Origin of the sequence: Methylobacterium aerolatum (assembly GCF_022179085.1) — a bacterium.
GTDB lineage: Bacteria > Pseudomonadota > Alphaproteobacteria > Rhizobiales > Beijerinckiaceae > Methylobacterium > Methylobacterium aerolatum.
The window spans coordinates 25,386-50,939 of the sequence record NZ_BPQE01000033.1 but is presented as its reverse complement, the minus strand read 5'-3'; the positions used below and the strand labels follow the sequence as shown (position 1 = coordinate 50,939).

Below are 25,554 nucleotides of genomic sequence, written 5' to 3'. Positions count from 1 at the left end.
GCGCGGCGTCGCGTCCTCATGCGATTGCGATGGTGGTGTCCCGGCTCATCGCGCCGCCCGCCGTGAGGCCGCCTTCCCGAAGGCTGCGATGAGGGCGCGGTTCACGGGGTTGGCGGCGGTCTCGTGCTCCGCGTGCCACTGCACGCCGAGGGCGAAGCCGGGTGCGGCATCGACCCGGATCGCCTCGATCGTCCCGTCCTCGGCCACGCCCTCCACCACGATGCGCCCGCCGGGTTCGCGGACGCCCTGGCCGTGCAGGGAGTTGACCCGGATGACCTCGCGCCCGACGAGCCCGGCGAACACGCCCCCAGGCGTCAAACGGACCTCGTGCCGGTCCTCGAACAGCACGTCGAGATCCGGGTGAGGCTCGCCGTTCGGCAGGCGCGGCATCCGGTGGTTCATCCGGCCGGGGATGTCGCGGATCTCGGGATCGAGGGTGCCCCCGAAGGCGACGTTGATCTCCTGGAAGCCCCGGCAGATGCCGAAGAGGGGGATACCCCGCTCGATGCAGGCGGCCACGAGGGGCAGGGCGAGGGCGTCGCGGCGCTCGTCGAAGGGCTCGTAGGCCGGCGACGGCTCTTCGCCGAACCGGGCCGGGTGGATGTTCGCCCGCCCGCCCGTGAGCAGGATGCCGTCGACGGTGTCGAGGAGCGCGCCGGGATCGGTGATGGCCGGGTCGGCGGCGAAGACCAGGGGCAGGACACCCGCCACCTCCGCCAGCGCGCGGAGGTTGCTCGTGCCCACAGTCTGTCCCGGAAACCGGTCGTCCAAGAGGCGCGCGTTGCCGATGACGCCGATCACGGGCCTGGCCATGCCGTCAAACCACCTTTCGCCCCCCGGCAGAGGGCTCCGGCTCTAGACCGGCGTGTCCCCCGGCGCCACCCCGCGCGGCGCCTCTGCGACACCGGCGGCTTCGGCCTCTTCCAACAGGACGGCGGCGACGCGTTCGGGGTTCTCCTCGTGGGCGAGGTGGCCGAGTCCCCGGATGAGGGCGACCCGCGCATCGGGCAGCCGCTTCGCCAGGGTGAAGGCGGTGTCCGGGGCGATGGCCTTGTCGTCGCCGCCGACGATCAGCAGCGTCCGCGTGCCGAGGCGGGCGAGGTCGCGGTGGAGACGGTCGAGGTCCCAGTTGGCCATCATGCCGAGCGCCCCCCGGACGTGGCCCGCCTTGGCGAAGAGGCGCCGGTAGAGGTCGAGTCCCTCGGGGTCGAGGCGCGAGCCCGTCCCCTCGATCAGGCGCCGCACGGCGGCGCGGTCCGCCGTCCAGGCGAAGATCCTCGGCGTGAACGGATTGAGGAACAACAGCCGCGCCATGCTTGGGAACAGCAGGCTCGCCGCCCCCGGCAGGGGCGCCAGCGCGCCGTTGAAGGCCACGAGCAGGCGGGGTGCGACCGACCCGTCGAGGCACATCCGCGCCAGCACTGCGGCCCCGGCGGAATGCCCCGCGGCGAGGGTCGGCGTGACGCCGAGGGCGGCGACGAGGGCCGCCACCGCCTTGGCCATGCCGGGGAGGGACAGGGTTCCGGCCGGCAGCGGATCGGTGAAGCCGTGGCCGGGCAGGTCCGGCGCGACGACGCGGAAATGCCGCGCCAGCACGGGCGCGAGACCCCGCCAGGAATGGGTGGCGGCCCCCGTGCCGTGCAGGAGCAGCAGGACGGGTGCGCCGGGCGCTCCGAATTCCTGCACATGCCACCTCAGGCCCCCGGCCTCGACGAAGCGGCTCGCCGCCCGGTGGGGCCAATCCTTCCCGTCCGTGTCCCAGCGGGGGCGGTCAGGCTCGTCGAACATCAGCAACGGGACCTCACGTTTCCTGACACATACCCGACGCGGCGCGACTCACCGCATCGCCTTCACGGCCGCCCCGATCATCCCGCCGTCGATGCGCGGCAGGGCGAGGTAGCGGGCGGCCATCGCCTCCGCCACCGCGCTCGCGCCCCCGCCCCTGGCCCCGGTATCGACCACCAGGGCGGGGAGCCCGGCCAGCCGGATCGCGCGGGCGGCGGACAGCGCCTCCTCCCCGGCGCGGGCGCGTCCGCCCTCGCCGTCGCGGGCGACGTTGGCCCGCCCGTCCGTTAGGACCACCACCACCGGTTGGCCCCCTCCCCGGCGTACACCCAGCGCGACGGCGAGGGCCGCGTCGAGGCCCGAGGCAAGCGGTGTGCCCCCGCCCCCCGGCAGGCCCGCGAGGCCGCGCTTGGCCCGCGTGAGGGAGCGCGTCGGCGGCAGCACGAGATCCGCCCCCCGTCCCCGGAAGGCGACGAGGGCCACCCGGTCGCGCCGGACGTAGGCCTCCGCCAGCAGGGCCTCCACGGCGCCCTTCGCCTCGGCCAGACGCTCCAGGGCCGCCGACCCGGAGGCATCGACACAGAACACGGTGGTCGTCTCGACACGGCGGCGCAGCTTGCGGATGCGCAGGTCGTCCCGGCGGATGTGGAGGCGGGAGGCGTCGTCCCCCTCGCCCCGGCGCAGACGCTGCCAGGGCGCGGCGGCCCTGAGGGTCGCGAGGAGATCGAGGCGATGGCGGCGGGGATCGCCCGGCCGGCTGCCCACCGGGCGGCCGGTGCGGGCCACGGCCTCCTCGCGCCCGCCGCGCCCCGCCTTGGACTGGGACCGGCGCGGGCCGCCCGTCATCAGGGCTTCGAGGAGGCCGGGCGGGATCGCGGCGCGGACGGCGTCGAGCACCACGTCGTCCGGCGGAGCGGGGTCCTGCCGGTCACCCTCGTCCGGCGGCGGTGAAGATCTCTCCGCCTCCTCGGGCGGTGGTGGGGGAGCCTCTGCGGGCTGGGGCAGGCGCTCGGCGCGGGGCGCCAGGACGAGCCGCGCGGCGGCGACTGCCGCGGAGTCCGAGGGCTCGGCGCCCTCCGCCAGCATCCGGGCGGCGCGCAGGGCCAGAATCGGCGCCCGCGGAGACGCGATGCCGAAGGCGTCGGCGATCGTGCAGAGCAAGGCCACCGCATCGGCCTCGGCCGCCCCGGCCGTGGGGCTCGGTTCCGTACCGTCCGCGTCGCTTGCACGGAGGCCGCGCAGGTCGAGCCGGAAGGCGAGGCGGTCGGCGAGCGCGGCGGGGACGGCCTCGTCGCCCTCCCCCTCGTCGAGGAGGATGAGGCCAAAACGGGCGGGTGCGCCGTCGGGCCCGGCCCGTCCGGTATCGAGGGCGGCGGCGAGGCGGGCGGCGGTGCCCGGCTCCAGCCGCTCGGCCATCGGCACCACGATCACCCCGCCCTCGGCCTCCGCCAGCAGCCCGGCCTGTGCCACCGGCCGCCCGGCGGAGAGCGTCGCGGCGAGGTCGATCCCGCCGAGCAGCCGCTCGTCGCCGATCCCCGGCGGCATCCGCCGCCACGGGCGGTCCGGGCCGAGGGCTTCACGGAGCCGGTCGAGCCAGCGGTCGCGGACCGGCCCGGGGCCCGCGCGCACCACCGCGCCGCCGAGACCGTGCGGGTCGGCGGCGAGGAGACGCGCGGCGAGCAAGGCGTCGGACCAGGGCGAACCGCCATCCCCTCCCCCCAATGCGGGGGAAATCGGCCCGGTGGGCGCCCCTTGCGTCGGCGGGGGGCGGGAGAGGGGCGCGACAATGCCGGATCGTGCATTCGTCGCGACGTCCCCGGAAACGTCGCCCCCCTCTCCCCCCCTGCCACGCAGGGGACCCTCTCCCGCAGAGGGGAGAGGGACAGGCGGCGTCCTCCTCACCCGAACACCTCCGCCAGGGCCCGGTCTACCCGCGCCGTCGAGCCCGACTCGTCCAGCGGATTGCGGCGCAGGCGGTGGCGGAGCGCCGCCGGGGCGATCCGGCGGAGATGGTCGGTGGTGACGGATGGCGCGCCGTCGAGGGCCGCCAGCGCGCGGGCGGTGCGCATCAGGGTCAGCTCGCCGCGCAATCCGTCGGTGCCGAGCGCGAGGCAGAGGCGGGCCGCCTGTTCCAGGGCGTCGTCCGGCACGGTCACGGCGGGGAGCCGCTTGCGGGCCGCCTCGATCCGCTTGGCGGTGGCGGCTTCGGCCTTGGCGTGGGCGGCGCAGAAACCTTGCGGGTCGCGCTCGTAGGCGTCGCGGGCGCGCACCACGGCGACGCGGGTGGGGATGTCGGTGGGGGTGGCGACCTCGCAGGCCAGCCCGAAGCGGTCGAGGAGCTGCGGGCGCAACTCCCCCTCCTCCGGGTTGCCGGAGCCGACGAGGACGAACCGGGCCGGGTGGCGCAGGGACAGGCCCTCGCGCTCGACGGTGTTCACGCCCGAGGCCGCCACGTCGAGCAGCAGGTCGACGAGATGGTCCTCAAGGAGGTTCACTTCGTCGATATACAAGAAGCCCCGGTTGGCGCGGGCGAGCAGACCCGGCTCGAAGGCCTTCACCCCGGCGCCGAGGGCCCGCTCCAGATCGAGGGTGCCGACGACGCGGTCCTCGGTGGCGCCGAGCGGCAGGTCCACCACCGGCACCGGTTTTTTGTGACTCTTGCGCGGGCCCCCCGCCGCGCAGTGGGGGCAGGAGCCGGCCGGGCTCGCGGGGTCGCAATTGTACGGGCAGCCCACCGTCGCCGTCATCGGCGGCAGCAGGGCGGCGAGCGCCCGGATCGCCGTGGACTTGCCCGTCCCCCGGTCGCCGAAGACCAGCACGCCGCCGACCGAAGGATCCACCGCCGCGATCAGCAGCGCTTGGCGCATCTCGTCCTGGCCGACGATGGCCGAGAAGGGAAAGGTGGGCACGAAGGACTCACGACTGGCCCTCTCCTCCCCGGTGTGGGGAGGAGCCGGAGGTGGGGGTGGTTCAGGATTAAGCGGAGCGGTGCCTTCTGCGCCACCCCCACCCCTACCCCTCCCCACAAGGGGGAGGGACAGAAGCCTCCTACTCCGCCGCCTTCTGCCGGAGGCCGATGCGGCCCCAGATCGTGGTGAGCGCCTCGACCAGATGCGCGATGTCCGCGTCCGTGTGCAGGGGCGAGGGCGTGATGCGCAGGCGCTCGGTGCCGCGCGCCACGGTGGGGTAGTTGATCGGCTGCACGTAGATGCCGAACTCGTCGAGCAGGGTGTCCGAGATTCCCTTGCACAGCACGGGGTCGCAGACCATCACCGGGACGATGTGGCTGTCGTTCGGCATGGTCGGGATGTCGGCGGCCTCCAGGGCCGCGCGGACCTTGGCGACGCGCTCCTGATGGCGGGCGCGCTCGACGCCGCTGTCCTTCAGGTGGCGGATCGAGGCCGCCGCGCCCGCCGCCACGGAGGGCGGCAGCGAGGTGGTGAAGATGAAGCCGGATGCGAAGCTGCGCACGAAGTCGCAGAGCTTCTCGGAGGCCGTGATGTAGCCGCCGTGGACGGCGAAGGCCTTGCCGAGCGTCCCCTCGATCACGTCGAGGCGGTGGGCCACGCCGTCCCGCTCCGAGATGCCGCCGCCGCGCTCGCCGTAGAGGCCGACCGCGTGGACCTCATCGAGGTAGGTGAGCGCGCCGTGCTTCTCGGCCACATCGCAGATCTCGCCGATCGGGGCGATGTCGCCGTCCATCGAGTAGACCGATTCGAAGGCCACCAGCTTCGGCCTGGCGGGATCGACGAGCCCGAGCTTGCGGTCGAGGTCCTCGGGGTCGTTGTGGCGGAAGATATGGCGCTCGGCGCGCGAGAACCGGATGCCCTCGATCATCGAGGCGTGGTTCTCGGAGTCCGAGAAGACCGCGCAGTTCGGCAGGCGCGAGGCGAGCGTGCCGAGCGCCGCCCAGTTCGAGACGTAGCCGGACGTGAAGAGGAGCGCCGCCTCCTTGCGGTGGAGGTCGGCCAGCTCGCGCTCCAGCAGCACGTGGTAGTGGTTCGTGCCGGAGATGTTGCGGGTGCCACCGGCCCCGGCGCCGCAGCGGTCCAGGGCCTCGTGCATCGCGCCGAGCACGCTCGGGTGCTGGCCCATGCCGAGATAGTCGTTGGAGCACCACACCGTCACCGGGCGGGTGCCGCTCGCATGGTGGTGCGTCGCGTGCGGGAAACGGCCGGCGTGGCGCTCCAGGTCGGTGAAGACGCGGTAGCGCCCTTCCCGGTGGAGACCGGCGATCTCGGCGCCGAAGAAGCCTTCGTAGTCCATTCCCCTACTCCCCGACTTCCGCGGGTTCGTCCCGCTTGTGCCGTAGCATTCGGATCCTTTTGAAATTCGCATGCGACGAATTCCAAATCGAGAGGCGCACGGGTCCGCGTGAGCGAATTCCGTGCACGGTGTGGTCAGTCCGGCGCGCCGCGCGCGCCGTCGAGGCTCCGCCCCGGCAGGCTCCACCGCCACAGGACGGCGGAGGGCAGGGGCAGCATCAGGAACCAGTGCTCCAGCGTCGCCAGTGCCATCAGCGTGGCCAGCACGGTGAAACCGATCAGTTCGTGGGCCAGCACGTCCTCGGCAAGGGCGGCGCGACCCAGCAGCGCGGCGCCCACCGTGCCGAGGGTGACCGAGAGCGGGAACAGCCGATTCATCGGCGCCCGCGTCAGATAGCAGGCGAGGTAGCCGAGATGGTCCGGCAGGAACTCGGAGTGGAGGTTGCGCACCCCGAGGAACAGGTTGAGCCGCGCCGAGAGGTTCATCACCACGAGGCCGGCATAGGTCCAGAGGGCGAACTTGTTCGGCTGGCCCCACACCAGGGCGAGGATCGCAAGCCCGCCGATCACGATGGCGAATTCGTGCCACAGGCTGGTGGCCAGCGCCGCGAAGAACCGTTCGCTCCCCCGGTAGGAGGGCGGACAGGCCGCCGGCCGCGGGCCCGAGATGAAGCCCATGTAGTAGCTCATCTCCTGCCAGCCCCAGACGATGAGGGCCGCCGTGAAGGCCGTGTAGGCGGCCCCCGCCCCCGTCTCGCCCGCGCTCGTCCGCACGGCCACCAGCGCCGCCGCCAGCAGCAGCGTCGCGCCCGCCATGCTCCACGGGTGGGTGCGGCGCGGGGCGTGGTCGAGGAGCAGGATCACCCCGGTGGAGAACCACCAGAGCACCAGCGCGTAGACGATCGGCGCGGCGTAGGTGGCCATCCTACCAGACCGGTTCGAGGCGGATGTCGGCGGGCAGGGCGTTCGCCTTGACCGGCAGCAGGTAGAGCCGCGCGAAAGTCAGCGCGGCGCCCGCCGCGTGCAGACCCTGGCTGAGCTTGCCCGCGATGCCGCCCCGGGCCTTGGCCGCCGCGATGCCGCGGGAATGGGCGAGCAACGTGTCGAGGCCGGCCCGGAACTTCGGGTGGTCGATGTCGAGTTCCAGCGGGAAGGTCTGCTTCGAGATCTCCGAGGTGATGCGGAAGACCTTGTAGTCGTAGTCGGTCGGATCGACCCCGAGCGCCGCGTGGAAATACGGGCGGTGATGGTCGCGGACATACATCGTCGCGAAGACGGCCAGCAGGAAGAAGCGAATCCAGTAGCGGTTCACGCCGCTCGTCAGCTTCGGGTTCGCGCGCATCAGCAGGGCGAAGGCTTCGCCGTGGCGGAACTCGTCGTTGCACCACTTCTCGAACCACTTGAAGATCGGGTGGATGCGCCGCTCCGGGTGCTTCTCAAGCTCCCGGTAGATGGTGATGTAGCGGGCGTAGCCGATCTTTTCGGACAGGTACGTGGCGTAGAAGATGAATTTCGGCCGGAAGAATGTGTATTTCTTGGTCTTCGTCAGGAAGCCGAGATCGACGCCGATGCCGAAATCCTTCAGCGTGTCGTTGATGAAGCCCGCGTGGCGGGCCTCGTCGCGGCTCATCAGGCCGAAGAGTTCCTTGATGTCCTTGTTCTTGGCGCGCTTCCTCATCTCGGCGTAGAGCACGCAGCCCGAGAACTCGGCCGTGATGGACGAAACGAGGAAGTCGAGGAACTCCTTGCGCAACTCCGGCTCCATGCCGGACAGGTCGCAATCGAACTCCTCGTTGCGGGTGAAGTGGCGCTTGTTCGGGTCCGACTTCAACTCCGCGATCAGCACGTCCCAATCGCGGCGGACCGGCTCGACGTTGGTGCGGTCGAGTTCCTCGAAATCGGTCGTGTAGAAGCGCGGGCTCAGGAAGGTCGTCTCCTGGGCGGCCTTCGTGGACTCGTTGATCGGCTGCTTCGGGATCGGCTGGCCCGAGAGGGGCGGGACGGGAGCGTTCACAGCGTCCTCCGTTCGGAAAAGCTGACCTCGTAGAGTTCGGTCAGTTCGAGATGGGCGATGAGCTTGGTCCAGGCGCGCTCCAGCGCGCCCGCGCGGGTGACGGTGGCGGTGCGGCGCACGGTGAGGCGCTCGCCGTAGGGCACCTCGGTCGGCGCGTCGTGGACCTGCACCTCGTCACCGGGCTCGATGTCGAAGCCGGCATCGAGGGTGACGTGCGCGTGCAGGCTCTCCGAGGTGTGCTCGATCTCGATCGTGCACGGCACGGTGACGGTGCGGGAGCCGGGCCAGCCCATCACCGGGTCTCCGTCGCGGCAGCCCCGGGTCCCGGGGCGCCCTGCCCCGGCAGCAGCCGGGCGAAGGACTGGGCGTTGGTGGAGCCGAAGGCTTCCAGCGGCACATGGCGGCCGGTGGCGTCGTCGGCGAGGTCGAGGCGGCCGTCGTCGTAGCGGGTCAGGCTGAAGGGCGGCTCGCGGCCGAGGCCGTCCCGCTGGCGCGCCTGGGCGAGGCCCCGGAGGGTGCCGCGCAGGAACCCGTCCTCGCCGGGCTTGATCCAGGCGACGATGCTTCGGTCGGCGGCGTTGCGCAGGGCAATGGAGCCGTCCGCCTGATCCTCGGCCTGGAATTCGAGGCGGGCGACCGCCTTGGCGGCGGGCAACTGCGTGAGCCCCACGCCCTCGGAGCGGCCGATGGCGACGGCGAGCATCGTGAAACCGAGGAGCGCGCCCGCGCCGATCAGGAGCAGGGCCGGAACGGGTCCGACCTCCTGCCGCCTGGCGCCCTGTCGTGGGATCGCTCCGCCCATGCCGTCCTCCCTATTCCGCCGCCACGAGGCGGGGTGCCGTCTGCGCCGGCCGCGCGACCACCCTGACCGGCATCGCCGGCTCCGAAGCCTCGGCGTGGGCGACGAGCGCCTGCGCCAGGGTCCGGACGACGGTCCCGGCCTCGGGCACGGACCGGAGCATGGGCTCGGTCCGCGACACATGCCAGGGCCGCGCGTGTGGCCAGAGTTGAAGGTAGGCGATCCGTACACCCGGCCGCAACCGCAACGGGATGTCGCCGGTGTCATCGGAGAAGGCCCGCAGCGCCCCGCTCTCGATCTGAGTGAAGGGGATGTTGCGGGTCACCGGAAGGGCGATGCCGGTCTGCAGGACGACCCGCTTCGTGGTGATGGTGTAGACGCTGGTCCGGTGGGTGAGCCAGGACAGGATCCACAGGATCCCGAGGCCCACGAGGCCGGTGAGCAGCACCGCGCCGCCGACCATGATCGCCCGGTGGGGCGTGGCCGCGCCAGCCGCGAACACGCCGGCCCAGCCGCAGAACCACAGGGCGACGAGGCGGGCGTGGAACACCCGGACGAAGACGCCGGCCGTGGTCGGTGCCCCCTGCCAGAGGAGGTGCTCGCCCCGGGGGAGCGGGCCGGGCAACCCGCGCAGGGTGCCCTCGGGGAGGAAGTCGTCGGCGCTCACAGCAGGGGCTCCCCACGCTGCGGCGTGGCGTAGAGGGTGCCGGCGCCGAAGTAGCTCATGATCCGCTCCTCCTCGAGGAAGGTCACGCAATCGGGGTTCTTCGTGGTGGGGATGCCGGCGAACTGCTCCGCCAGCAGGGCCTCGGACTTCACGGTCCGGGTGAAGCCGCCCGCCCGGCAGAACACCGACGGCATCAGCCGCCGTCCGCCGCCCGCCAGCTCGACCTCGTAGTAGCGCACCAGCGACTCGCCGCGGTCGACCCAGAGGTCGGCCACGACGCCCGCCACCGCGTTGTCGGAGCCGAACACCGTCATGCCGATGGGGTTCGGGCCCTGCTCGTGGACCACGAACTTCGTCGCGATCCGCAGGGGCGCCATCCGGTCCTCGCCCTCGAAGGTCTTGTCGGTGACGTCGTGCCGGACGACGTAGGAGCCGGGCCCGACGCCCGCCGCCAGCGACGAGTCCGTCCGCTCGTAGGGCGCGCCGGGCCACGGCTCGACCTTGCGGGCGGGGATGCCGGTCTCGATGTCCTGGCGGCCCTGCATCGCCTGGGGCGCGTAGGTGGTCTCGCCGCCGGGCAGGACGAAGGCTTTGGACGAGGGAATCAGGAACGGGTTGATGGAGTGGCGCAGGCCGACGGCCTCGTCCTCCAGCGGGTAGCCCTCGCGGCGGTCCTCCCGGCGGAGGTAGAAGACCAGCCCCCCGAAGAACAGGAAGAAGGCGTAGAGCACGAGTTGTGCGACGTCGACGTATCCGGTCAAGGCACCCGTTGGCATGTGATCCTCCCCCTGGTCTCAGGCGGTTCTCTCGATGAGTCGGTAGCGGTCGGCGCTGCGCACCAGCGGTCCCAGCGCCACCAGCGCGGCGAAGAGCAGCGCGATCTCGATGTGGTAGACGATGAGGTAGCCGATGGCTGGCTCGTTCATCCCCTCGCCGAGGATGCCCGTCTGCGCCACGGCCGCGCCGACGTCGCGGACGATGCCGCTCGCGGCGATGGCGAGCCCGGCGGCGGTGGCCTGCACCGCGCCCCAGGCGCCGAGCGCGAGGCCCGTATCCTCCGGTCCGGCCTTCTCCATGGAGGCGGTCAGCGTCCCGTGGGCGAAGAGGCCGCCGCCGAGGCCGATCAGGCTCACGCCGAGGGCAAAGAGGTTCTGCGAGGCGAGCGGCGCGGCGAAGACCACCGCGGAGAAGGCGAGGATGCCGATCCCGGCGCCCGCCGCCGAGACCCGGAACGGGTCGCCGCCGCGGTTCAGCCAGCGGGCCGCGAGGACGAGGCCGAGCCCGCCTCCGGCCGCCAGCATGGCGGTCAGCGCCGTCGTGGCCGCCACGGGCAGGTGCAGGATCTGCCCGCCATAGGGTTCGAGCAGGATGTCCTGCATGGAGAAGCCCGCCGTGCCCAGGCCGATCGCCAGCAGGCGCCGCCGGGCATGGCCCTGTCCGGCATAGGCGCGCCAGGAATCCTTGAAGGTCTGGCGGGGAGCCTCGCGGCCGCGGTTGGGATCGCGCGGCTCCTGCTTCCACAGGGCGAGGCCGTTCAGCACGATGGTCACGAGGGCGGCGCCCTGGATCACCTGGATGAGCCTGACCTGCGAGAAGTTCGAGAGCGCCAACCCGAAGACCAGGGCGCTCGCCATCATCCCGACGAGGAGGGCGGCGCAGAGGAGGGCCACCACCTTCGGCCGGGCATGGGCCGGGGCGAGGTCGGTGGCGAGTGCCAGCCCCACGGTCTGCGTGGTGTGGAGCCCCGCGCCGACGAGGAGGAAGGCCAGCGCCGCCGCCACGTCGCCGACCCAGAGGGGACCGGTGGTGTCGCCCGACAGGATCAGCAGGGCGAAGGGCATGATGGCGAGCCCGCCGAACTGGAGCAGCGTGCCGAACCAGATGTAGGGCACCCGCCGCCAGCCGAGCACCGAGCGATGCGTATCCGAGCGGAACCCGACCAGCGCCCGCAGCGGCGCGAAGACGAGGGGCAGCGACAGCATCACCGCCACGATCCAGGCGGGCACCCCGAGTTCGACGATCATCACCCGGTTGAGGGTGCCGATCAGCAGGACGGCGGCCATGCCGACCGTGACCTGGAACAGGGCGAGCCGCAGCAACCGACCCATCGGCAGCTCGACGGTCGCCGCATCCGCGAAGGGCAGGATGCTGGGGCCGAGGCGCATGAGGGTGCGGGTGAAGTTCATCGCGCGGCGCTCCGCGTCAGCGAGATGGCGTTCGAGAGGTAGAAGCCGCTGTTGATCCGATGGCTCTTTGCCCACGTAAAACCGTCGAGCGCCGACTCTTCGGCGATGCGCCGCTTCAGCCCCCGCTCCGTGACGGGCACGATGGCCGGCGAGCGGTCGCCGCGCGGAAAGAGCTTCCCGGCCGCGTGCATCACGGTGAGCAAGGCGGTGCGCGGCGCGACCGTGAACAGAACCGAACCGTCGGTGCGCTCTGCAAGCTGTGCGAGCGCGCGGGCGATGTCCGCCGGGCGGTAGTGGATCAGCGAATCCATCGCCACCACGTGGTCGAACCGGCCGAGGCCGGGGTCGAGCATGTCTCCCACCCGGAAGTCGATGCTGCCCGCGCCGGCCATCTGCGGCAGGCGCTCCTGCGCCAGCCCGATCAGGGTCGGGGAGACGTCGATGGCCACGACCTCCGCCCCGCGCCGGGCCGCCTCGACGGCGAGCGCGCCGGTGCCGCATCCGGCGTCCAGCAGGCGCAGGCCGGTCATATCGGCGGGGAGCCAGGACAGCAGCGTGCCGCGCATGGCGTCGCGGCCCGCGCGCACCGTCGCGCGGACCTTGCTGACGGGGGCGTCGGAGGTGAGGCGCGACCACGCCTCGACGGCGGTGCGGTCGAAGTAGGTGGTGAGTTCGCCCCGGCGGGCGTCGTAGCTGGCGCTGGTCATCGGTCGAAGCCCAGAATCAATCGAAACCCAGGAACTCGAACAGGTCGCGGTCCTTCATCGGGGCCGCCTCGCAGGGCTCGCCCCCGGCCCAGAGGGTCTCGGCCAGCCGCATGTATTCGTCGGTCACCGCGTCGAGTTCGGGGCTGCGCTCCATCTCGAACAGGGTGGACTTCTTGAGGCGCGAGCGGCGCACCACGTCGAGGTCGGGGAAGTGCGCGAGGCGCTTCAGGCCCACCGCCTCGTTGAACCGGTCGATCTCGTCGGTCTTGGCCGAGCGGTTGGCGATGACGCCGCCGAGCCGCACGCCGTAGTTCTTCGACTTGGCGTGGATGGCGGCCACGATCCGGTTCATCGCGAAGATCGAGTCGAAGTCGTTGGCGGTGACGATCAGCGCCCGGTCGGCGTGCTGGAGGGGCGAGGCGAAGCCGCCGCAAACCACGTCGCCCAGCACGTCGAACACCACCACGTCGGTGTCCTCCAAGAGGTGATGCTCCTTGAGGAGCTTCACCGTCTGGCCGACGACGTAGCCGCCGCAGCCGGTGCCGGCCGGCGGGCCACCCGCCTCGACGCACATGACGCCGTTGAAGCCCTCCACCACGAAATCCTCGACCCGCAGCTCCTCCGAGTGGAAGTTCACGGATTCGAGCGCGTCGATCACCGTGGGGGCGAGGCGCTTGGTCAGGGTGAAGGTCGAGTCGTGCTTCGGGTCGCAGCCGATCTGCAGCACGCGCTTCCCGAGCTTCGAGAAGGCCACCGACAGGTTCGACGAGGTGGTCGACTTGCCGATGCCGCCCTTGCCGTAGACGGCGAAGACCTTGGCGGTGTCGATCTTGAGATCCGGGTCGAGGGCGACCTGGAGGCTCCCCTCTTCCTTCCGGGCAACGACCGGGTTGCGGATGGCGATGTTCATGCGGCCACTCCTGCGGAAACGCCTTCGAGCCGGTCCTCCAGTTCCTCCTCCGCCCGGTCGAGGGCGGCGCGGGTTTCCGCGTCGGGGGTCCAGAAGCCGCGCTTGTGAGCCTCGATCAGCCGCTGGGCGACCTTGGCGGAGGCGGTGGGGTTGAGGGAGGCGATGCGCTCGCGCATGGCCGGGTCGAGGACGAAGGTCTCGGTGATGCGCTCGTAGATCCAGGGCTGCACCGCGTTGGCGGTGGCCGACCAGCCCACCGTGTTGGTGAGATGCGCCTCGATCTGCCGGACGCCCTCGTAGCCGTGGCCGAGGAGGGGCTCGTACCACTTCGGGTTGAGCATCCGGGTGCGGGTTTCCAGCGCCACCTGCTCCGGCAGGGTGCGGACCCGGCCTTCGCCGCGGGTCTGGTCGCTGATGTAGATCGGCACCGCCTCGCCCTTGGCGCGGGCCACCGCCCGGCCCATGCCGCCGAGCCCGTCGAAGTAGTGGTCGACGCTGGTGACCCCGACCTCGACGGAATCGAGGTTTTGGTAGGCGAGATCGACGGAGGCCAGGACGGCCTTCATCAGCGCCCGCTGCGGGGCGGGCTTGCCCGAGCGGTTATACGCGAAACTCTTGCGGCGGGAGAACGCCTCGCACAGCTCGTCCTCGTCGTCCCAGGCGCCGGAATCCACGAGGTGGTTGACGTTGGCGCCGTAGGCCCCTTCGGCGTTCGAGAACACCCGCAGCGCCGCCGTCTCCACGTCGCAGCCCTGCTCGGCCTGGATGGCCAGCGCGTGCTTGCGGACGAAGTTTTGCTCGACAGGCTCGTCGGCGGTCGCCGCGAGATAGGAAGCTTCCGCGATGAGCTTGGTCTGCAACGGCAGCAGATCGCGGAAGATGCCCGACAGGGTGACGACGGCGTCGATGCGCGGGCGGCCGAGGGTGTCGAGCGGGATGAGTTCCGCGCCCGCCAACCGCCCGTAGCCGTCGAAGCGGGGGGCGGCGCCGATGAGGGCGAGGGCCTGGGCGATGGGGCCGCCCTCGCTCTTGAGGTTGTCGGTGCCCCAGAGGACGATCGCCACGCTCTCCGGCAGGGGCTTGCCCTCCTCGGCGTGGCGGGCGAGCACGCGGGCCACCTGCCGGGCGCCGTCCGCCACGGCGAAGGCCGAGGGCAGGCGGCAGGGATCGAAGCCGTGGACGTTGCGGCCGGTGGGCAGGATCGCCGGGTTGCGCAGGAGGTCGCCGCCCGCCACCGGCGGAACGAAACGGCCGTCCAGCGCCCGCAGCAGGCCCGCCACCTCGTGGTCCCGCGCCAGCAGCGCGTCGGTCTCGGCGAGGCTCGCGAAGGCGGCGCGGTTCTCCTCCGAGGCGGGCAGGCCGGCGAGGCGGAAGGCCGCCTCGGCGCCCTCCCCCGCCACCAGCGCGGCGATGGCGTCCCGCGCCGGTTTGAGCCCGTGGGACGCCTCCGCCACGGCGGCGAGGAGATCGATCCGCTCCGCCGCCGGGACGCCCTCGCCGACCACATGCAGGCCGTGGGGGATCAGGGTCTGCTCCAGCTCCACCACCGCCGTCCAGAGGGCGGAAACGCGCCCGACGAGATCGCCGTCCCAGGCCGGCTCGGCGGGTACGAGATCGACGGCGGCGCCCTGCGACTGGATCAGTGCCGCGAGGTCGGCGCGCTCGGTCGCCGCCTCGGCGTCGAGGCCCCGGAACCGCTCCATGGAGGATTTGAGGTCGAGGAGGCCGCGATAGAGGCCCGCCGCCGCGAGGCTCGGGGTCAGGTAGCTGACGAGTGTCGCCGCCGAGCGGCGCTTGGCGAGCGTGCCCTCGGAGGGGTTGTTGGCGGCATAGAGATAGACGTTCGGCAGCGCGCCGATCAGCCGCTCGGGCCAGCACGCCTCCGACAGGCCGGTTTGCTTGCCCGGCATGAACTCCAGCGCCCCGTGCGTGCCGAAATGCAGCACGGCGTCGGCGCCGAAATCCTCGCGCAGGTAGCGGTAGAAGGCGCTGAAGGCGTGGGTCGGGGCGAAGCCGCTCTCGAAGAGCAGCCGCATCGGGTCGCCCTCATAGCCGAAGGCGGGCTGCACGCCGACGAAGACGTTGCCGAACTGCGCGCCGAGCACGAACAGGCCCGCGCCGTCGCTCTGGTGGCGGCCGGGCGCCGGACCCCATTGGGCCTCGATCTCGGCGAGGTGCCTTTCCCGGCGGACATGGTCGTCGGCGGGGATGCGGGCGTGGACGTTGGCGGCCGTGCCGTAACGCTCGGCGTTGCCCTTCAGGATCGCCTCGCGGAGCGCATCGACACTCTCGGGCACCGCGACGGTGTAGCCCTCGTCCCTCATGCCCTTCAGGGTGTTGAGCAGCGAGGCGTAGACGGAGAGGAAGGCGGCGGTGCCGGTGGCGCCGGCATTGGGCGGGAAATTGAACAGCACCACCGCGACCTTGCGGGCGGCCTTGGCGGTGCGGCGCAGGGCGATGAGCTTGGCGACGCGCTCGGAGAGCCGCGCGACCCGTTCGGGATGCGCGCGCATGTCCCGGGAATTGTCGGCGCCGGAGGCCAGCGTCCGCCCGCCGAACACGGTCGGCGCGGTGGCGCCGTCGAGTTCGGGGATGGCGACCATCATCGTCGCCTCGACGGGGGAGAGGCCCCGCGTGCCCGCCTCCCACTGCTCCGTCGTCTGGAACTCCAGGGCGTGGGCGGCGAGGTAGGGCACGTCGAGCCGGGCCAGGACCGCCTCGGCCGCCTTCGCGTCGTTGTAGGCGGGGCCGCCGACCAGCGAGAAGCCGGTGAGAGACACGAGGGCGTCGATGGCCGGGCGGCCGTCCTTCATGAAGAAGGCCTCCACCGCCGGGCGGTTGTCGAGCCCGGCGGCGAAGGCGGGCACCACGTCGAGCCCCTGCGCTTCGAGGGCCGTGATCACGCCGTCGTAATGGGCGCTGTTCCCGGCGAGCACGTAGCTGCGCATCAGGAGCAGGCCGACCCGGCCCTTCGCGCCCTGCCGCCGGGGCAGGCGCGAGGGATCCTCGCCGACGCGACCCGCCATGCGCGGATGGTACAGCCCCGTCTCGGGGTAGTGCAGCGGCGCGGGCGCGGCGGGCAGGTCCCGCCACGCGGCCCGCTCGCCCGCCGCGTAGCGCTGGACGAGGAAGCGCACCAACGCGGCGACGTTCTCGTCGGAACCCGCCAGCCAGTACTGCAGGGTCAGGAAGTAGGCCCGCACGTCCTGCGCCGAGCCGGGAATGAATCGCAGGATTTTCGGCAGCTTGCGGACGAGGGCCATCTGCCGCGCGGCGTTGCCCTCTGCGCCCGGCTTGCCGCGCAGCTTCTTGAGGAAATCCAATGCGCTGCGCTTGGTGCCGCTCATGTCGAAGCGGTTGAGCTTGGTGGTCTTCACCACCTCGCCCGCCGAGAGGCATCCCACCATCGCGTCGCAGGAATCCCGCCGGGCGAGGAGGGTGGGGAGGATCGCGCGGACATGCTCGTCGAGGAAGAGCATCGCCGAGAGCACGATGTCGGCGCGGGCGACGTCGGCCTTGGCGGACTCGAGGGCCGACGGGTCGTTGTCCCACTCGGCGGCGGCATGGAAGCCGAGGTGCAGGCCCGGCATCTCCCGCTGGAGGCGGACGCGCGCCCGCTCCACCGCGCTCGCCAAGTGGTTGTCGAGCGTGACGATGACGACGCGGATCTCCGGCCGGCCCCCGCGACCCGACCCCTTGGGTCGGGCGACGGATCCCGTTCCTGCGCGTGTGGCATCCGCCGACGCCGAACCGGCGGCCGATTCGACGGCGGATGCTCTAGCGACCGAAATGCGCTTTAGCATCGTACAAGGTCTCGAGGGTGATGAGCGGAAGGCGCCGCTCTCGCGCGAACTTCTCCGTGTTGCTGCGCGCTTTCCCGCGCACGAAGAACGGGATCTTCCTCAGCTCCTTCTCCGCGTCCGGCGCCCAGTTCAGGACGATCGCGCCGCTCGAATCAGAAACGGGTGCCGGTGTCGGAGGGGAGGAAGCCGGCACCCGTTCCACGGCCTCGGGCCGCACCACCGGCGAGGCGCCGAGATGCGACGGCCCGACGCCATCGTGGAATTCGGGATCCTCCCGGAACATGCCCAGGAGGTGCTCTTCGAGGCCCATCATCAGCGGATGGACGAGGGTGTCGAACAGGACGTTGGCGCCCTCGAAGCCCATCTGCGGCGAGTGGCGCGCGGGGAAATCCTGCACGTGGACCGGCGCCGAGATCACCGCGCAAGGCAGGCCCAGCCGCTTGGCAACATGCCGTTCCATCTGGGTGCCGAGCACCAGTTCCGGGGCCGCCGCGCGGATGGCCGCCTCGACGTCCAGGTAGTCGTCGGAGATCGTCGCCTCGATGCCGTGCGCCTCCGCTTCGGCGCGGACCTCGCGGGCGAACTCGCGGGTGTAGGTGCCGAGTCCGACGAGCTTGAAGCCGAGTTCCTTCGTGGCGACCCGGGCGAGCCCCAGCGCGTGGGTGGCGTCGCCGAACACGAAGACGCGCTTGCCCGTAAGGTAGGTCGAATCGACCGAGCGCGAGTACCAGGGCAGGCGCGAGCCCTCACCCTCCAGGACCGGCGCCGGATCGACGCCCGCCAGGGCCGCCACCTCGGCCACGAAAGCCCGCGTGCCGCCGACCCCGATGGGGATCTCTTTCGTATGAGGTTGCTTGAGGGCGCGCTTCAGGTGCTCCGCCGCCGCGCGGGCGGTCTCGGGATACATGACCACGTTGAAATCGGCCGCGCCGAGGCGGGCGAGGTCGGCGGGGCTCGCGCCCATCGGCGCCACCACGTTCACGTCGATGCCGAGTTCGGACAGGATCCGCTTGATCTCGATCAGGTCGTCCCGGTGGCGGAAGCCGAGCGCGGTGGGGCCGAGGATGTTGCAGAGCGGGCGGCTGCCGGCGGGACGCTTCTCCACCGGCGCGGCCAGGGCGCGGACCAGCCGGTAGAAGGTCTCCGAGGCGCCCCAGTTCTCCTTCTTCTGGTAGGCCGGCAGTTCCAGGGGGATCACCGGGATCGGCAGGTCGAGCGCCTTGGCGAGCCCCCCCGGATCGTCCTGGATCAATTCGGCGGTGCATGAGGCGCCGACGATCATCGCCTGCGGCTGGAAGCGGGCATGGGCCTGGGCGCAGGCGGTCTTGAACAGCTCGGCCGTGTCCCGGCCGAGATCCTGCGCCCGGAAGGTGGTGTAGGTGACCGGCGGGCGGTGGTCCCGCCGCTCGATCATCGTGAACAGCAGGTCGGCGTAGGTGTCGCCCTGGGGCGCGTGCAGCACGTAGTGCAGGCCCTTCATGGCGGTCGCCACGCGCATCGCGCCGATGTGGGGCGGGCCTTCGTAGGTCCAGAGGGTGAGCTGCATCGGCCTAGACCTCCAGCAGCGCGCGCCGGCCGAGCGGCCGGGCGAAGAGTTCGGCGAGGTCGCCCGCTTGGTCGTAGCCCTGGACGGGGGTGAAAAGCAGTTCGATCGACCACTTGGTCGCCAGCCCCTCCGCCTCCAGCGGGTTGGCAAGGCCGAGGCCGCAGACCGTCAGGTCGGGCCGGGCGGCGCGGCAGCGGTCGAGCTGGTCGTCGAGGCTCTGGCCCTCCGTGACGCGGGTGCCCTCGGGCAGGAGGTCGATCTCGGCGGCGAGATGCGCCCGGTGCAGGTAGGGCGTGCCGACCTCGACCAGTTCCGCGCCGACCTCCCGCGCCAGGAAGCGCGACAGCGGCACTTCGAGCTGCGAATCGGGGAAGAAGAACACCCGCTTGCCGCCGAGCTTCTCGCGGTAGGGGCCGAGGGCGGTCTCCGCGCGGGCCCGTCCGGCGGCGGTGGCCGCCTCGAAGGTCGCCTGCGGCACGGCGAAGGCCTCGGCGGCGGCGGCGAGCCAGCCGGTTGTGCCCTCTGCGCCGAGGGGGAACGGGGCGGCGAGCCGCTTGGCGCCGCGCTCGTCGAGCGCCCGCGCCGTGCCGGTGAGGAAGGGCTGGGCCAGGAGATAACGCGTGTTGCGCCCCACCGCCGGCATCGCCGCGGCGTTGCGGGCGGGCAGGAAGCGCACGTCGGCGATGCCCATCGCCGAGAAGATCCGCAGGAACTGGTCCTCCACCACGTCGGCCAGCGCGCCGACCACGAGGAGCGACGGCGCGGCCTCGGGCGCCTCGCGGGGCAGGTCCGGCACCAGGGCGGCGAGGCAGGCATCCTCGCCTTCGGTGAAGGTGGTCTCGATGCCCGAGCCCGAATAGTTGAGCACCTTCACGGAGCCGAGCTTGGCGGTGAGGCGCTGGGCGGCGCGGCTGAGGTCGAGCTTGATCACTTCGGAGGGGCAGGAGCCCACGAGGAACAGGAGCTTGATGTCCGGCCGCCGCTCGATCAGCCGGGCGGCGACGCGGTCCAGCTCGTCGTTGCAGTCGGCGAGCCCGGCCAGGTCGCGCTCGTCGATGATGGCGGTGGCGAAGCGCGGCTCGGCGAAGATCATCACGCCCGCCGCCGACTGGATGAGGTGGGCACAGGTGCGTGAGCCGACCACGAGGAAGAAGGCGTCACGGATCTTGCGGTGCAGCCAGACGATGCCGGTGAGGCCGCAGAACACGGCGCGCTGGCCGTCCTCCCGGTGGAGATCGATGGCGCCGCAGCCCGGCGCGGGGGCGAGGGGAGTGGTCAGCGGCGCGTTCACGATAGCGCCCCCGCCGGATGTAGGGCCGGCCCGGCGCCCTGGAGGCGGGCGGCCCGCAGCTTCAGGACGAACTGGCCGGCGTTGACGACGTAGGTGGCGTAGGCGGCGAGCGCGAGGAGCAACAGCGCCCGCTCGGCCATGGCGCCCGTCCACAGGGCCGCGAGGTAGGCGGTGTGGAGGGCCAGCACCAGCATGCTGACCACGTCCTCCCAGTAGAAGGCGGGGGCGAACAGGTAGCGCCCGAACACGTCCTTCTCCCAGATCGAGCCGGTCACCATGATCGCATAGAGGGCGAGGGTCTTGACGACGACGGAGGCGAGCGCCGCGCCGGCGCCCTCGCCGGTGGCGAGCGTCCGCAGCACGAGGGCGAGGCTGATGAGGAAGATCGCGAACTGGAGGGGGGCGAGGATGCCCTGCACCAGCGTCCAGGGCGACGCGTCGCGCCGCCTCCGCTCCTCGGCCGTGTAAAGTGGAGCGACCGGCCGGTTTCCGCGACCGAGGTCCTGCCGACCCATGGGTGCGCCCTCGCCTGCCTATCCGGGTCGCCGATGGGCCCCGGTATTCCCAAGAACCTACCGGGCCACCCCAAAGTGTCAATCCCGCTTGACGCTTTCGTTCGGTGACACTTTCAGCAGGACCACCGTGAATTGCTCATTGCCAACGGAATTTTCCTGCGTAGGGTGGAACCCCTGCGGGAGATCGGGGATCGCGTGATGCGCGAGCGACCGGTTCTCCGCCGGGAATGCCGGATCGAGCGACTCGATTGTGGAATGATCACGCGATCGTAGAGTGACAGTCTCCGAATGGCGGTCTAGCCGGGAGGGATGCCGATGGATGATCTTGCGCACCTCGGCGACGACGTCTTCGCGGACCTGATCTGCGATCGCTCGGGGGCGGACGGCGACGACCTCGCGGCCCTCGCCCGGCTCGTCGAGGCGGAAATCCTCCCCCGCCTGATGCTCGCCCACCGCCCGTCGGCACGTGCCTCCGTTGCGCTGCCGCTGCGGGATTCGGAGAGGTTGGCGGACCTCCTCGTTGCGTCGGACCCCTTCGACCTCGGCGGCGTGGTGGACGGGCTCCTCGGAAGTGGCCTGCCCCTCAACCGGACGCTCCTCGACATCCTGGCGCCCGCCGCGCGGCGTCTCGGGACGATGTGGGAGCACGACACCTGCGACTTCGTCGCGGTGACGGAGGGCCTCGGCCGGCTTCAGGCCGTGACCCGGCGCCTGTGCGCGACGATGGAGCGGGCGGCGAGCCCGAGCGGCCGCAGCATCCTGCTCATGCCCTCCCCCGGCGAGACCCACGCCTTCGGCCTGTCGATCCTGGCGAGCTTCTTCCGCGAATCGGGGTGGGACGTGACCACCCTCGGCCGCCACGGCGACGACCCCGCCGAAGAGGTGCGCAAAGGGTGGTATGATATTGTGGGCCTGTCGCTGTCGTGCGACGTGTGCGTCCCCGCCCTCGCGGCGCTGGTCCCGGTCCTGCGCCGGGCCTCGTGCAACCCTTCCCTCTTCGTGATGGTTGGTGGACCGTATTTCGCCCGGTCAGGCGCCTCCGCCTCGGAGGTCGGAGCTGATGCCTATGCGCCCGATGCATGGTCGGCTCCCGATCTCGCGGAAGCGATGCTAGACAGACCGGCGCTGGCTTGCTGATAGGTTCTCCCATCGACGCACTGCGACAGACGAACGTGCCGCCCCGCCCACGCCCTGCCGAGCCCGTGCCCCACGAGGCGCTGCCCAAGGTCGCCGCCCTCCTCGGAGGGACCACGGCCGGACTGGCCGTGACGGCTGCTTCGGACCTTTCCCTCATCGTCGATGCGGACGGGGTGATCCAGGGCGCGACCGGCGGCGGCGACTTCGCCGACGAGAAGATCACAGGATGGCTCGGTCGCCGCCTCGTCGACACGGTGACGGTGGAGAGCCGTCCGAAGGTCGATGAGCTGCTGCGCGACGCCGCCCCGGGCGAGGTGACGCGCTGGCGGCAGGTGAACCACCCCTCCCCCACGGGCACCGACCTGCCGATTCGCTACGCCGCCCTCCGGCCCGACGCGGGCGGCCCGATTCTCGTGCTTGGGCGCGACATGCGCGCGGTGGCCGCCCTTCAGCGCCGTCTCGCCGATACGCAGCAGACCCTCGAGCGCGACTATGACCGGTTGCGGGCGGCCGAGACGCGTTACCGCCTCCTGTTCCAGATCTGCGGCGAGGCCGTGCTGGTGGTCGATGCCACCACGCGGCGGGTGATCGAGGCGAACCCCGCCGCCGCGCGCCTGCTCGGGCGCCCCGTCCGGCGGTTGGTGGGCATCGACACCGTCGAGTTGTTCGACCCGGCGAGCCTGCGCATCCTGGAGGGGCAGCACGCCTCCCTGCGGACCTCCGGGCAGGCGCCCGATTGCCGGGCCATCCTCCTGCAGGGTCGGGGCGAGGTGACGGTCTCCGCGTCCCTGTTCCGGGGCGAGGGCGGCACCAGCGCGATCCTGCGGCTTCTCCCCGAGCGCGCGGCCGACGGCGCGGCCTCCGAGGAGCAGGCCGGGCCCTTGCCGATCCGCGCCCTGATCGAGGCCATGCCCGAAGGCTTCGTCCTGACCGATCCCGGGCGCCGGGTCCTGTGGGCCAACGCCGCCTTCCTCGAACTCGCGCAACTCGCCGCCGAGGGGCAGGCCAAGGGCCGCCCCATCGACAGCTGGCTGTGCCGCGACGAGACCGACGCGCGCACCCTCTTCGCCACCCTGCAGGATCACGGCTCCGTCCGGCGCTACGCCAGCGTGGTGCGCGGCGCCTACGGGGCGCTGGAGGATGTCGAGATCGCGGCCGTCACCGCGCCGGGCTCGCCGGGGTGCGTGGGTTTCTCGATCCGCGCCCTGCCGCCACGCTCGTCCCTCAACATCGGGACCCGCACGGAGCCGCGCTCCGTCGAGCAGATGGCCGAGCTGGTCGGCCGCGTCTCCATGAAGACCCTGGTCCGCGAGACCACGGACCTCATCGAGAAGCTGTGCATCGAGGCGGCCCTGCGCATCACCCGCGACAACCGCGCCTCGGCGGCCGAGATGCTGGGCCTCTCCCGCCAGGGCCTCTATGCCAAGATGCGGCGCTACGGCGTGGGAGACCTCGACGCCGTCGAGGAGGGGTGAGTCGGGGTCGCCCCGGCCTCTCCCGACCGTTCCGCTCCGGCGTCTCTGTGACCGCGAACACGACGGGTCCGCCCCTGTCACGTCCTGGACGGAGTGCCCATCGCGACGGACGGGGACCGGCCTCGCCGTGTAAATGACGAATTTACACCCTGAGAACCTGCATTTTCCTGCAGGCGACGATATGGGCCCGGCAAACACTGTCATTCTGACTTGACACTCCCCGGGGCTGGCATAGCCTCCGCCTATGGCCGCCACGCCCGCTCCTAGTGCCGTCGTCGAACTCCTGAAGCCGCTCACGTGGTTCGCGCCGATGTGGGCCTTCGGCTGCGGGGTCGTGTCCTCGGGCGTCTCCGCCCATGGGCAATGGCCGGTGATCGCGGCGGGCATCGTGCTCGCCGGGCCGCTGGTCTGCGCCACCAGCCAGGCCGCGAACGATTGGTTCGACCGGCACGTGGACGCCATCAACGAGCCGAACCGGCCGATTCCCTCCGGCCGCATCCCCGGCCGCTGGGGCCTTTATCTCGCCCTCGGCTGGACCGCCCTGTCGCTCGCCGTCGCCGCGGCCCTCGGCCCCTGGATCCTCGGCGCCGCCCTGTTCGGGCTGGTGCTCGCCTGGATCTACTCGGCGCCTCCGCTGCGGCTGAAGGTCAACGGCTGGTGGGGCAACACGGCGGTCGCCCTCTGCTACGAGGGGCTGCCTTGGTTCACCGGCGCGGCGGTAATGGCCGCCGCCATGCCCGATTGGCGGGTGCTCGTGACCGCCCTGCTCTACTCGGTCGGCGCCCACGGCATCATGACGCTCAACGACTTCAAGTCCGTCGAGGGCGACATCGCGACGGGCGTTCGATCCCTGCCGGTGCAGCTCGGCCCCGACAACGCCGCCCGGCTCGCCTGCCTCGTGATGGCCGTGCCGCAGGTCGTGGTCATCGCCCTGCTCTTCGCCTGGGGCCGGCCCTGGCACGCCGGCATCGTCGCCGCCCTGCTGGCAGGGCAGGCCGCGCTGATGGTGAAGTTCCTCGACGATCCCCGGGGCCGGGCCGCGTGGTACAACGGCACCGGCACGACGCTCTACGTGCTCGGGATGCTCGCCACCGCCTTCGCCCTGAGGCCGCTGGTGGGAGGCGCCTGATGGCCCGGGCCCAGACCCATCTCTCCTGGCCGTCAATCCTGCGCCTCGGCCTGGTCCAGACCTCGCTCGGCGGCGTGGTCGTGCTGATGACCTCGACCCTCAACCGCGTGATGGTGGTCGAACTCGCCCTGCCCGCCCTGGTGCCGGGCCTGCTCGTGGCGATCCACTATGCCGTGCAGGTGCTACGCCCGCGCTGGGGCTACGGCTCCGACCGGACGGGGCGGCGCACTCCCTGGATCCTCGGCGGCATGGCGGCCCTCTGCCTCGGCGGCTTCGGCGCCGCCTGCGGCACGGCCTTGGCCGAAAGCCACCTCGCGGCGGGGCTCGCGCTGGCCGCCCTGTCCTTCCTTCTCGTCGGCCTCGGGGTCGGCGCGGCGGGGACATCGCTCCTCGTGCTCCTGGCCGGGGGCGTGGCGCCCGCCCGGCGCGGCGCCGCGGCGACCCTGGTCTGGGTGATGATGATCCTCGGCTTCGCCCTGACGGCGCCGTTCGCGGGGCACTTCCTCGAGCCCTTCTCCGGCTCCCGGCTGATGGCCGTCTCCGGCACCGTGTCGCTCATCGCCTTCTGCCTCGCGGGCCTCGCCCTGGTCGGCGTCGAGGCCGGGCTCCCCGCCCCAAGCCCGGAGACGGCTGAGAGCAAGCCGCCCTTCTTCCAGGTCCTGGGCACGGTGCTCGCCGACCCCGTGGCACGCCGGTTCACGATCTTCGTCTTCGTGTCGATGCTCGCCTACAGCGCGCAGGAGCTCATCCTGGAACCCTATGCCGGCCTCGTCTTCGCCATGGGGCCCGGCGCCACCACGAAGCTCGCGGGTCTCCAGCATGGCGGCGTGCTCGCGGGGATGCTCCTCGTGGCGGCGGTGACGCTGCTGGCCAAGGGGACCGCGCTCGCCTCCCTGCGCCTGTGGATCGTGGTCGGCTGCGGCGCGTCCGCTGCGGCCCTCTTCGCCATCGCGGCGGGCGGGCCCTCGGGACCCGACTTTCCCCTGCGCGGCGCGGTCTTCGCGCTCGGCCTCGCCAACGGCATCTACGCGGTGGCGGCCATCGGCTCGATGATGGCGCTGGCCGGTGCCGGGGGTGAGCGCGAACGCGGCACGCGGATGGGAGTCTGGGGCGCGGCGCAGGGTGTCGCCTTCGGCGGCGGCGGCGTGCTCGGCGCGGCGGCGGTCGATGCGATGCGCCTCGTGGTGACCGATCCGGTCACGGCCTACGGCGCGGTCTTCGCGGCCGAAGGCGTGCTGTTCCTGGCGGCGGTCGCGGTGGCGCTGCGCGTCGAGGCGGCGCCCGCGTCCTTTCCGCTCAATCCGGCGTTCGAGGCGAGGTGAGGC

General features: G+C 71.9%; 22 protein-coding genes. 4 read left to right on the top strand and 18 right to left on the bottom strand.

What is annotated here, in order from left to right:
• Positions 1 to 45: 45 nt before the first annotated feature.
• The 18 genes from MFF06_RS20015 to bchF form a co-directional block, all read right to left on the bottom strand.
• Positions 46 to 813 carry a gamma-glutamyl-gamma-aminobutyrate hydrolase family protein gene (locus MFF06_RS20015; protein ID WP_238207307.1) on the bottom strand — a complete coding sequence of 256 codons (768 nt, stop codon included), beginning with the start codon at positions 811 to 813 and terminating at the stop codon, positions 46 to 48.
• Positions 814 to 855: 42 nt separating this feature from the next.
• Positions 856 to 1,788, bottom strand: coding sequence for an alpha/beta fold hydrolase BchO (gene bchO / locus MFF06_RS20010; RefSeq protein ID WP_238207305.1), 933 nt, complete (start codon positions 1,786 to 1,788; stop codon positions 856 to 858).
• A gap of 48 nt (positions 1,789 to 1,836) precedes the next feature.
• Positions 1,837 to 3,507 (bottom strand): magnesium chelatase subunit D, encoded by a 1,671-nt coding sequence (locus MFF06_RS20005; protein WP_283207296.1) that lies wholly within the window; start codon positions 3,505 to 3,507, stop codon positions 1,837 to 1,839.
• A 176-nt stretch (positions 3,508 to 3,683) separates the two neighbouring features.
• A complete protein-coding gene (gene bchI, locus MFF06_RS20000) occupies positions 3,684 to 4,694 on the bottom strand; it encodes a magnesium chelatase ATPase subunit I (protein ID WP_238207301.1) in 1,011 nt (336 codons plus the stop codon).
• 139 nt (positions 4,695 to 4,833) lie between these two features.
• The gene (hemA, locus tag MFF06_RS19995; protein ID WP_238207299.1) at positions 4,834 to 6,051 is read right to left on the bottom strand and encodes a 5-aminolevulinate synthase; all 1,218 of its coding nucleotides are present in this window, start codon (positions 6,049 to 6,051) and stop codon (positions 4,834 to 4,836) included.
• Positions 6,052 to 6,185: 134 nt separating this feature from the next.
• A complete protein-coding gene (puhE, locus tag MFF06_RS19990; protein WP_238207297.1) occupies positions 6,186 to 6,974 on the bottom strand; it encodes a putative photosynthetic complex assembly protein PuhE in 789 nt (262 codons plus the stop codon).
• A gap of 1 nt (position 6,975) precedes the next feature.
• Positions 6,976 to 8,064, bottom strand: a complete 1,089-nt coding sequence (acsF, locus tag MFF06_RS19985) for a magnesium-protoporphyrin IX monomethyl ester (oxidative) cyclase (protein ID WP_238207295.1) — start codon at positions 8,062 to 8,064, stop codon at positions 6,976 to 6,978.
• Positions 8,061 to 8,357: an O2-dependent cyclase accessory protein gene (locus MFF06_RS19980; RefSeq protein ID WP_238207293.1), complete on the bottom strand. Its 297-nt coding sequence runs from the start codon at positions 8,355 to 8,357 to the stop codon at positions 8,061 to 8,063. The genes acsF and MFF06_RS19980 overlap by 4 nt, the downstream gene beginning before the upstream one ends.
• Positions 8,357 to 8,866 carry a photosynthetic complex assembly protein PuhC gene (puhC, locus tag MFF06_RS19975; protein WP_238207291.1) on the bottom strand — a complete coding sequence of 170 codons (510 nt, stop codon included), beginning with the start codon at positions 8,864 to 8,866 and terminating at the stop codon, positions 8,357 to 8,359. The genes MFF06_RS19980 and puhC overlap by 1 nt, the downstream gene beginning before the upstream one ends.
• 10 nt (positions 8,867 to 8,876) lie before the next feature.
• Positions 8,877 to 9,530 (bottom strand): photosynthetic complex putative assembly protein PuhB, encoded by a 654-nt coding sequence (gene puhB, locus MFF06_RS19970; protein WP_238207289.1) that lies wholly within the window; start codon positions 9,528 to 9,530, stop codon positions 8,877 to 8,879.
• Complete coding sequence (gene puhA / locus MFF06_RS19965; protein WP_238207287.1) at positions 9,527 to 10,306, bottom strand: photosynthetic reaction center subunit H; 780 nt, start codon at positions 10,304 to 10,306, stop codon at positions 9,527 to 9,529. The genes puhB and puhA overlap by 4 nt, the downstream gene beginning before the upstream one ends.
• An 18-nt stretch (positions 10,307 to 10,324) precedes the next feature.
• Positions 10,325 to 11,716: a BCD family MFS transporter gene (locus tag MFF06_RS19960; RefSeq protein WP_238207285.1), complete on the bottom strand. Its 1,392-nt coding sequence runs from the start codon at positions 11,714 to 11,716 to the stop codon at positions 10,325 to 10,327.
• The gene (bchM, locus tag MFF06_RS19955; RefSeq protein ID WP_238207283.1) at positions 11,713 to 12,423 is read right to left on the bottom strand and encodes a magnesium protoporphyrin IX methyltransferase; all 711 of its coding nucleotides are present in this window, start codon (positions 12,421 to 12,423) and stop codon (positions 11,713 to 11,715) included. The genes MFF06_RS19960 and bchM overlap by 4 nt, the downstream gene beginning before the upstream one ends.
• A 16-nt stretch (positions 12,424 to 12,439) precedes the next feature.
• Positions 12,440 to 13,333: a ferredoxin:protochlorophyllide reductase (ATP-dependent) iron-sulfur ATP-binding protein gene (gene bchL / locus MFF06_RS19950; RefSeq protein WP_238207281.1), complete on the bottom strand. Its 894-nt coding sequence runs from the start codon at positions 13,331 to 13,333 to the stop codon at positions 12,440 to 12,442.
• A complete protein-coding gene (locus MFF06_RS19945; RefSeq protein ID WP_370876596.1) occupies positions 13,330 to 17,136 on the bottom strand; it encodes a magnesium chelatase subunit H in 3,807 nt (1,268 codons plus the stop codon). Before MFF06_RS19945 ends, bchL begins: the two co-directional genes overlap by 4 nt.
• The gene (gene bchB / locus MFF06_RS19940) at positions 17,111 to 18,682 is read right to left on the bottom strand and encodes a ferredoxin:protochlorophyllide reductase (ATP-dependent) subunit B (RefSeq protein ID WP_238207277.1); all 1,572 of its coding nucleotides are present in this window, start codon (positions 18,680 to 18,682) and stop codon (positions 17,111 to 17,113) included. Before bchB ends, MFF06_RS19945 begins: the two co-directional genes overlap by 26 nt.
• Positions 18,683 to 18,686: 4 nt before the next feature.
• Positions 18,687 to 19,961 carry a ferredoxin:protochlorophyllide reductase (ATP-dependent) subunit N gene (locus MFF06_RS19935; protein ID WP_238207405.1) on the bottom strand — a complete coding sequence of 425 codons (1,275 nt, stop codon included), beginning with the start codon at positions 19,959 to 19,961 and terminating at the stop codon, positions 18,687 to 18,689.
• Positions 19,962 to 19,969: 8 nt separating this feature from the next.
• Complete coding sequence (bchF, locus tag MFF06_RS19930; protein ID WP_238207275.1) at positions 19,970 to 20,488, bottom strand: 2-vinyl bacteriochlorophyllide hydratase; 519 nt, start codon at positions 20,486 to 20,488, stop codon at positions 19,970 to 19,972.
• A gap of 315 nt (positions 20,489 to 20,803) precedes the next feature.
• Between bchF and MFF06_RS19925 the strand changes: the two genes are divergently transcribed.
• The 4 genes from MFF06_RS19925 to MFF06_RS19910 all read left to right on the top strand — a co-directional run bounded on the left by MFF06_RS19925 (position 20,804) and on the right by MFF06_RS19910 (position 25,551).
• Entirely contained in the window at positions 20,804 to 21,625 is an 822-nt protein-coding gene (locus MFF06_RS19925) for a cobalamin B12-binding domain-containing protein (protein WP_238207273.1), read from the top strand.
• 35 nt (positions 21,626 to 21,660) lie between these two features.
• Entirely contained in the window at positions 21,661 to 23,100 is a 1,440-nt protein-coding gene (gene ppsR / locus MFF06_RS19920) for a transcriptional regulator PpsR (protein ID WP_238207271.1), read from the top strand.
• 244 nt (positions 23,101 to 23,344) lie between these two features.
• A complete protein-coding gene (gene chlG, locus MFF06_RS19915) occupies positions 23,345 to 24,229 on the top strand; it encodes a chlorophyll synthase ChlG (RefSeq protein WP_238207269.1) in 885 nt (294 codons plus the stop codon).
• On the top strand, positions 24,229 to 25,551 hold the full coding sequence (locus tag MFF06_RS19910; RefSeq protein ID WP_238207267.1) for a BCD family MFS transporter: 1,323 nt from the start codon (positions 24,229 to 24,231) through the stop codon (positions 25,549 to 25,551). The genes chlG and MFF06_RS19910 overlap by 1 nt, the downstream gene beginning before the upstream one ends.
• The last annotated feature ends 3 nt before the right edge of the window (positions 25,552 to 25,554 follow it).

What these genes read in the sequence shown, in the direction of transcription:
- MFF06_RS20015 (WP_238207307.1), bottom strand. Translation starts at nt 813, where the DNA reads ATGGCCAGGCCCGTGATCGGCGTCATCGGCAACGCGCGCCTCTTGGAC.
- bchO (WP_238207305.1), bottom strand. Translation starts at nt 1,788, where the DNA reads ATGTTCGACGAGCCTGACCGCCCCCGCTGGGACACGGACGGGAAGGAT.
- hemA (WP_238207299.1), bottom strand. Translation starts at nt 6,051, where the DNA reads ATGGACTACGAAGGCTTCTTCGGCGCCGAGATCGCCGGTCTCCACCGG.
- puhE (WP_238207297.1), bottom strand. Translation starts at nt 6,974, where the DNA reads ATGGCCACCTACGCCGCGCCGATCGTCTACGCGCTGGTGCTCTGGTGG.
- MFF06_RS19980 (WP_238207293.1), bottom strand. Translation starts at nt 8,357, where the DNA reads ATGGGCTGGCCCGGCTCCCGCACCGTCACCGTGCCGTGCACGATCGAG.
- puhC (WP_238207291.1), bottom strand. Translation starts at nt 8,866, where the DNA reads ATGGGCGGAGCGATCCCACGACAGGGCGCCAGGCGGCAGGAGGTCGGA.
- puhA (WP_238207287.1), bottom strand. Translation starts at nt 10,306, where the DNA reads ATGCCAACGGGTGCCTTGACCGGATACGTCGACGTCGCACAACTCGTG.
- MFF06_RS19960 (WP_238207285.1), bottom strand. Translation starts at nt 11,716, where the DNA reads ATGAACTTCACCCGCACCCTCATGCGCCTCGGCCCCAGCATCCTGCCC.
- bchM (WP_238207283.1), bottom strand. Translation starts at nt 12,423, where the DNA reads ATGACCAGCGCCAGCTACGACGCCCGCCGGGGCGAACTCACCACCTAC.
- bchL (WP_238207281.1), bottom strand. Translation starts at nt 13,333, where the DNA reads ATGAACATCGCCATCCGCAACCCGGTCGTTGCCCGGAAGGAAGAGGGG.
- MFF06_RS19945 (WP_370876596.1), bottom strand. Translation starts at nt 17,136, where the DNA reads ATGCTAAAGCGCATTTCGGTCGCTAGAGCATCCGCCGTCGAATCGGCC.
- bchB (WP_238207277.1), bottom strand. Translation starts at nt 18,682, where the DNA reads ATGCAGCTCACCCTCTGGACCTACGAAGGCCCGCCCCACATCGGCGCG.
- bchF (WP_238207275.1), bottom strand. Translation starts at nt 20,488, where the DNA reads ATGGGTCGGCAGGACCTCGGTCGCGGAAACCGGCCGGTCGCTCCACTT.
- MFF06_RS19925 (WP_238207273.1), top strand. Translation starts at nt 20,804, where the DNA reads ATGGATGATCTTGCGCACCTCGGCGACGACGTCTTCGCGGACCTGATC.
- chlG (WP_238207269.1), top strand. Translation starts at nt 23,345, where the DNA reads ATGGCCGCCACGCCCGCTCCTAGTGCCGTCGTCGAACTCCTGAAGCCG.
- MFF06_RS19910 (WP_238207267.1), top strand. Translation starts at nt 24,229, where the DNA reads ATGGCCCGGGCCCAGACCCATCTCTCCTGGCCGTCAATCCTGCGCCTC.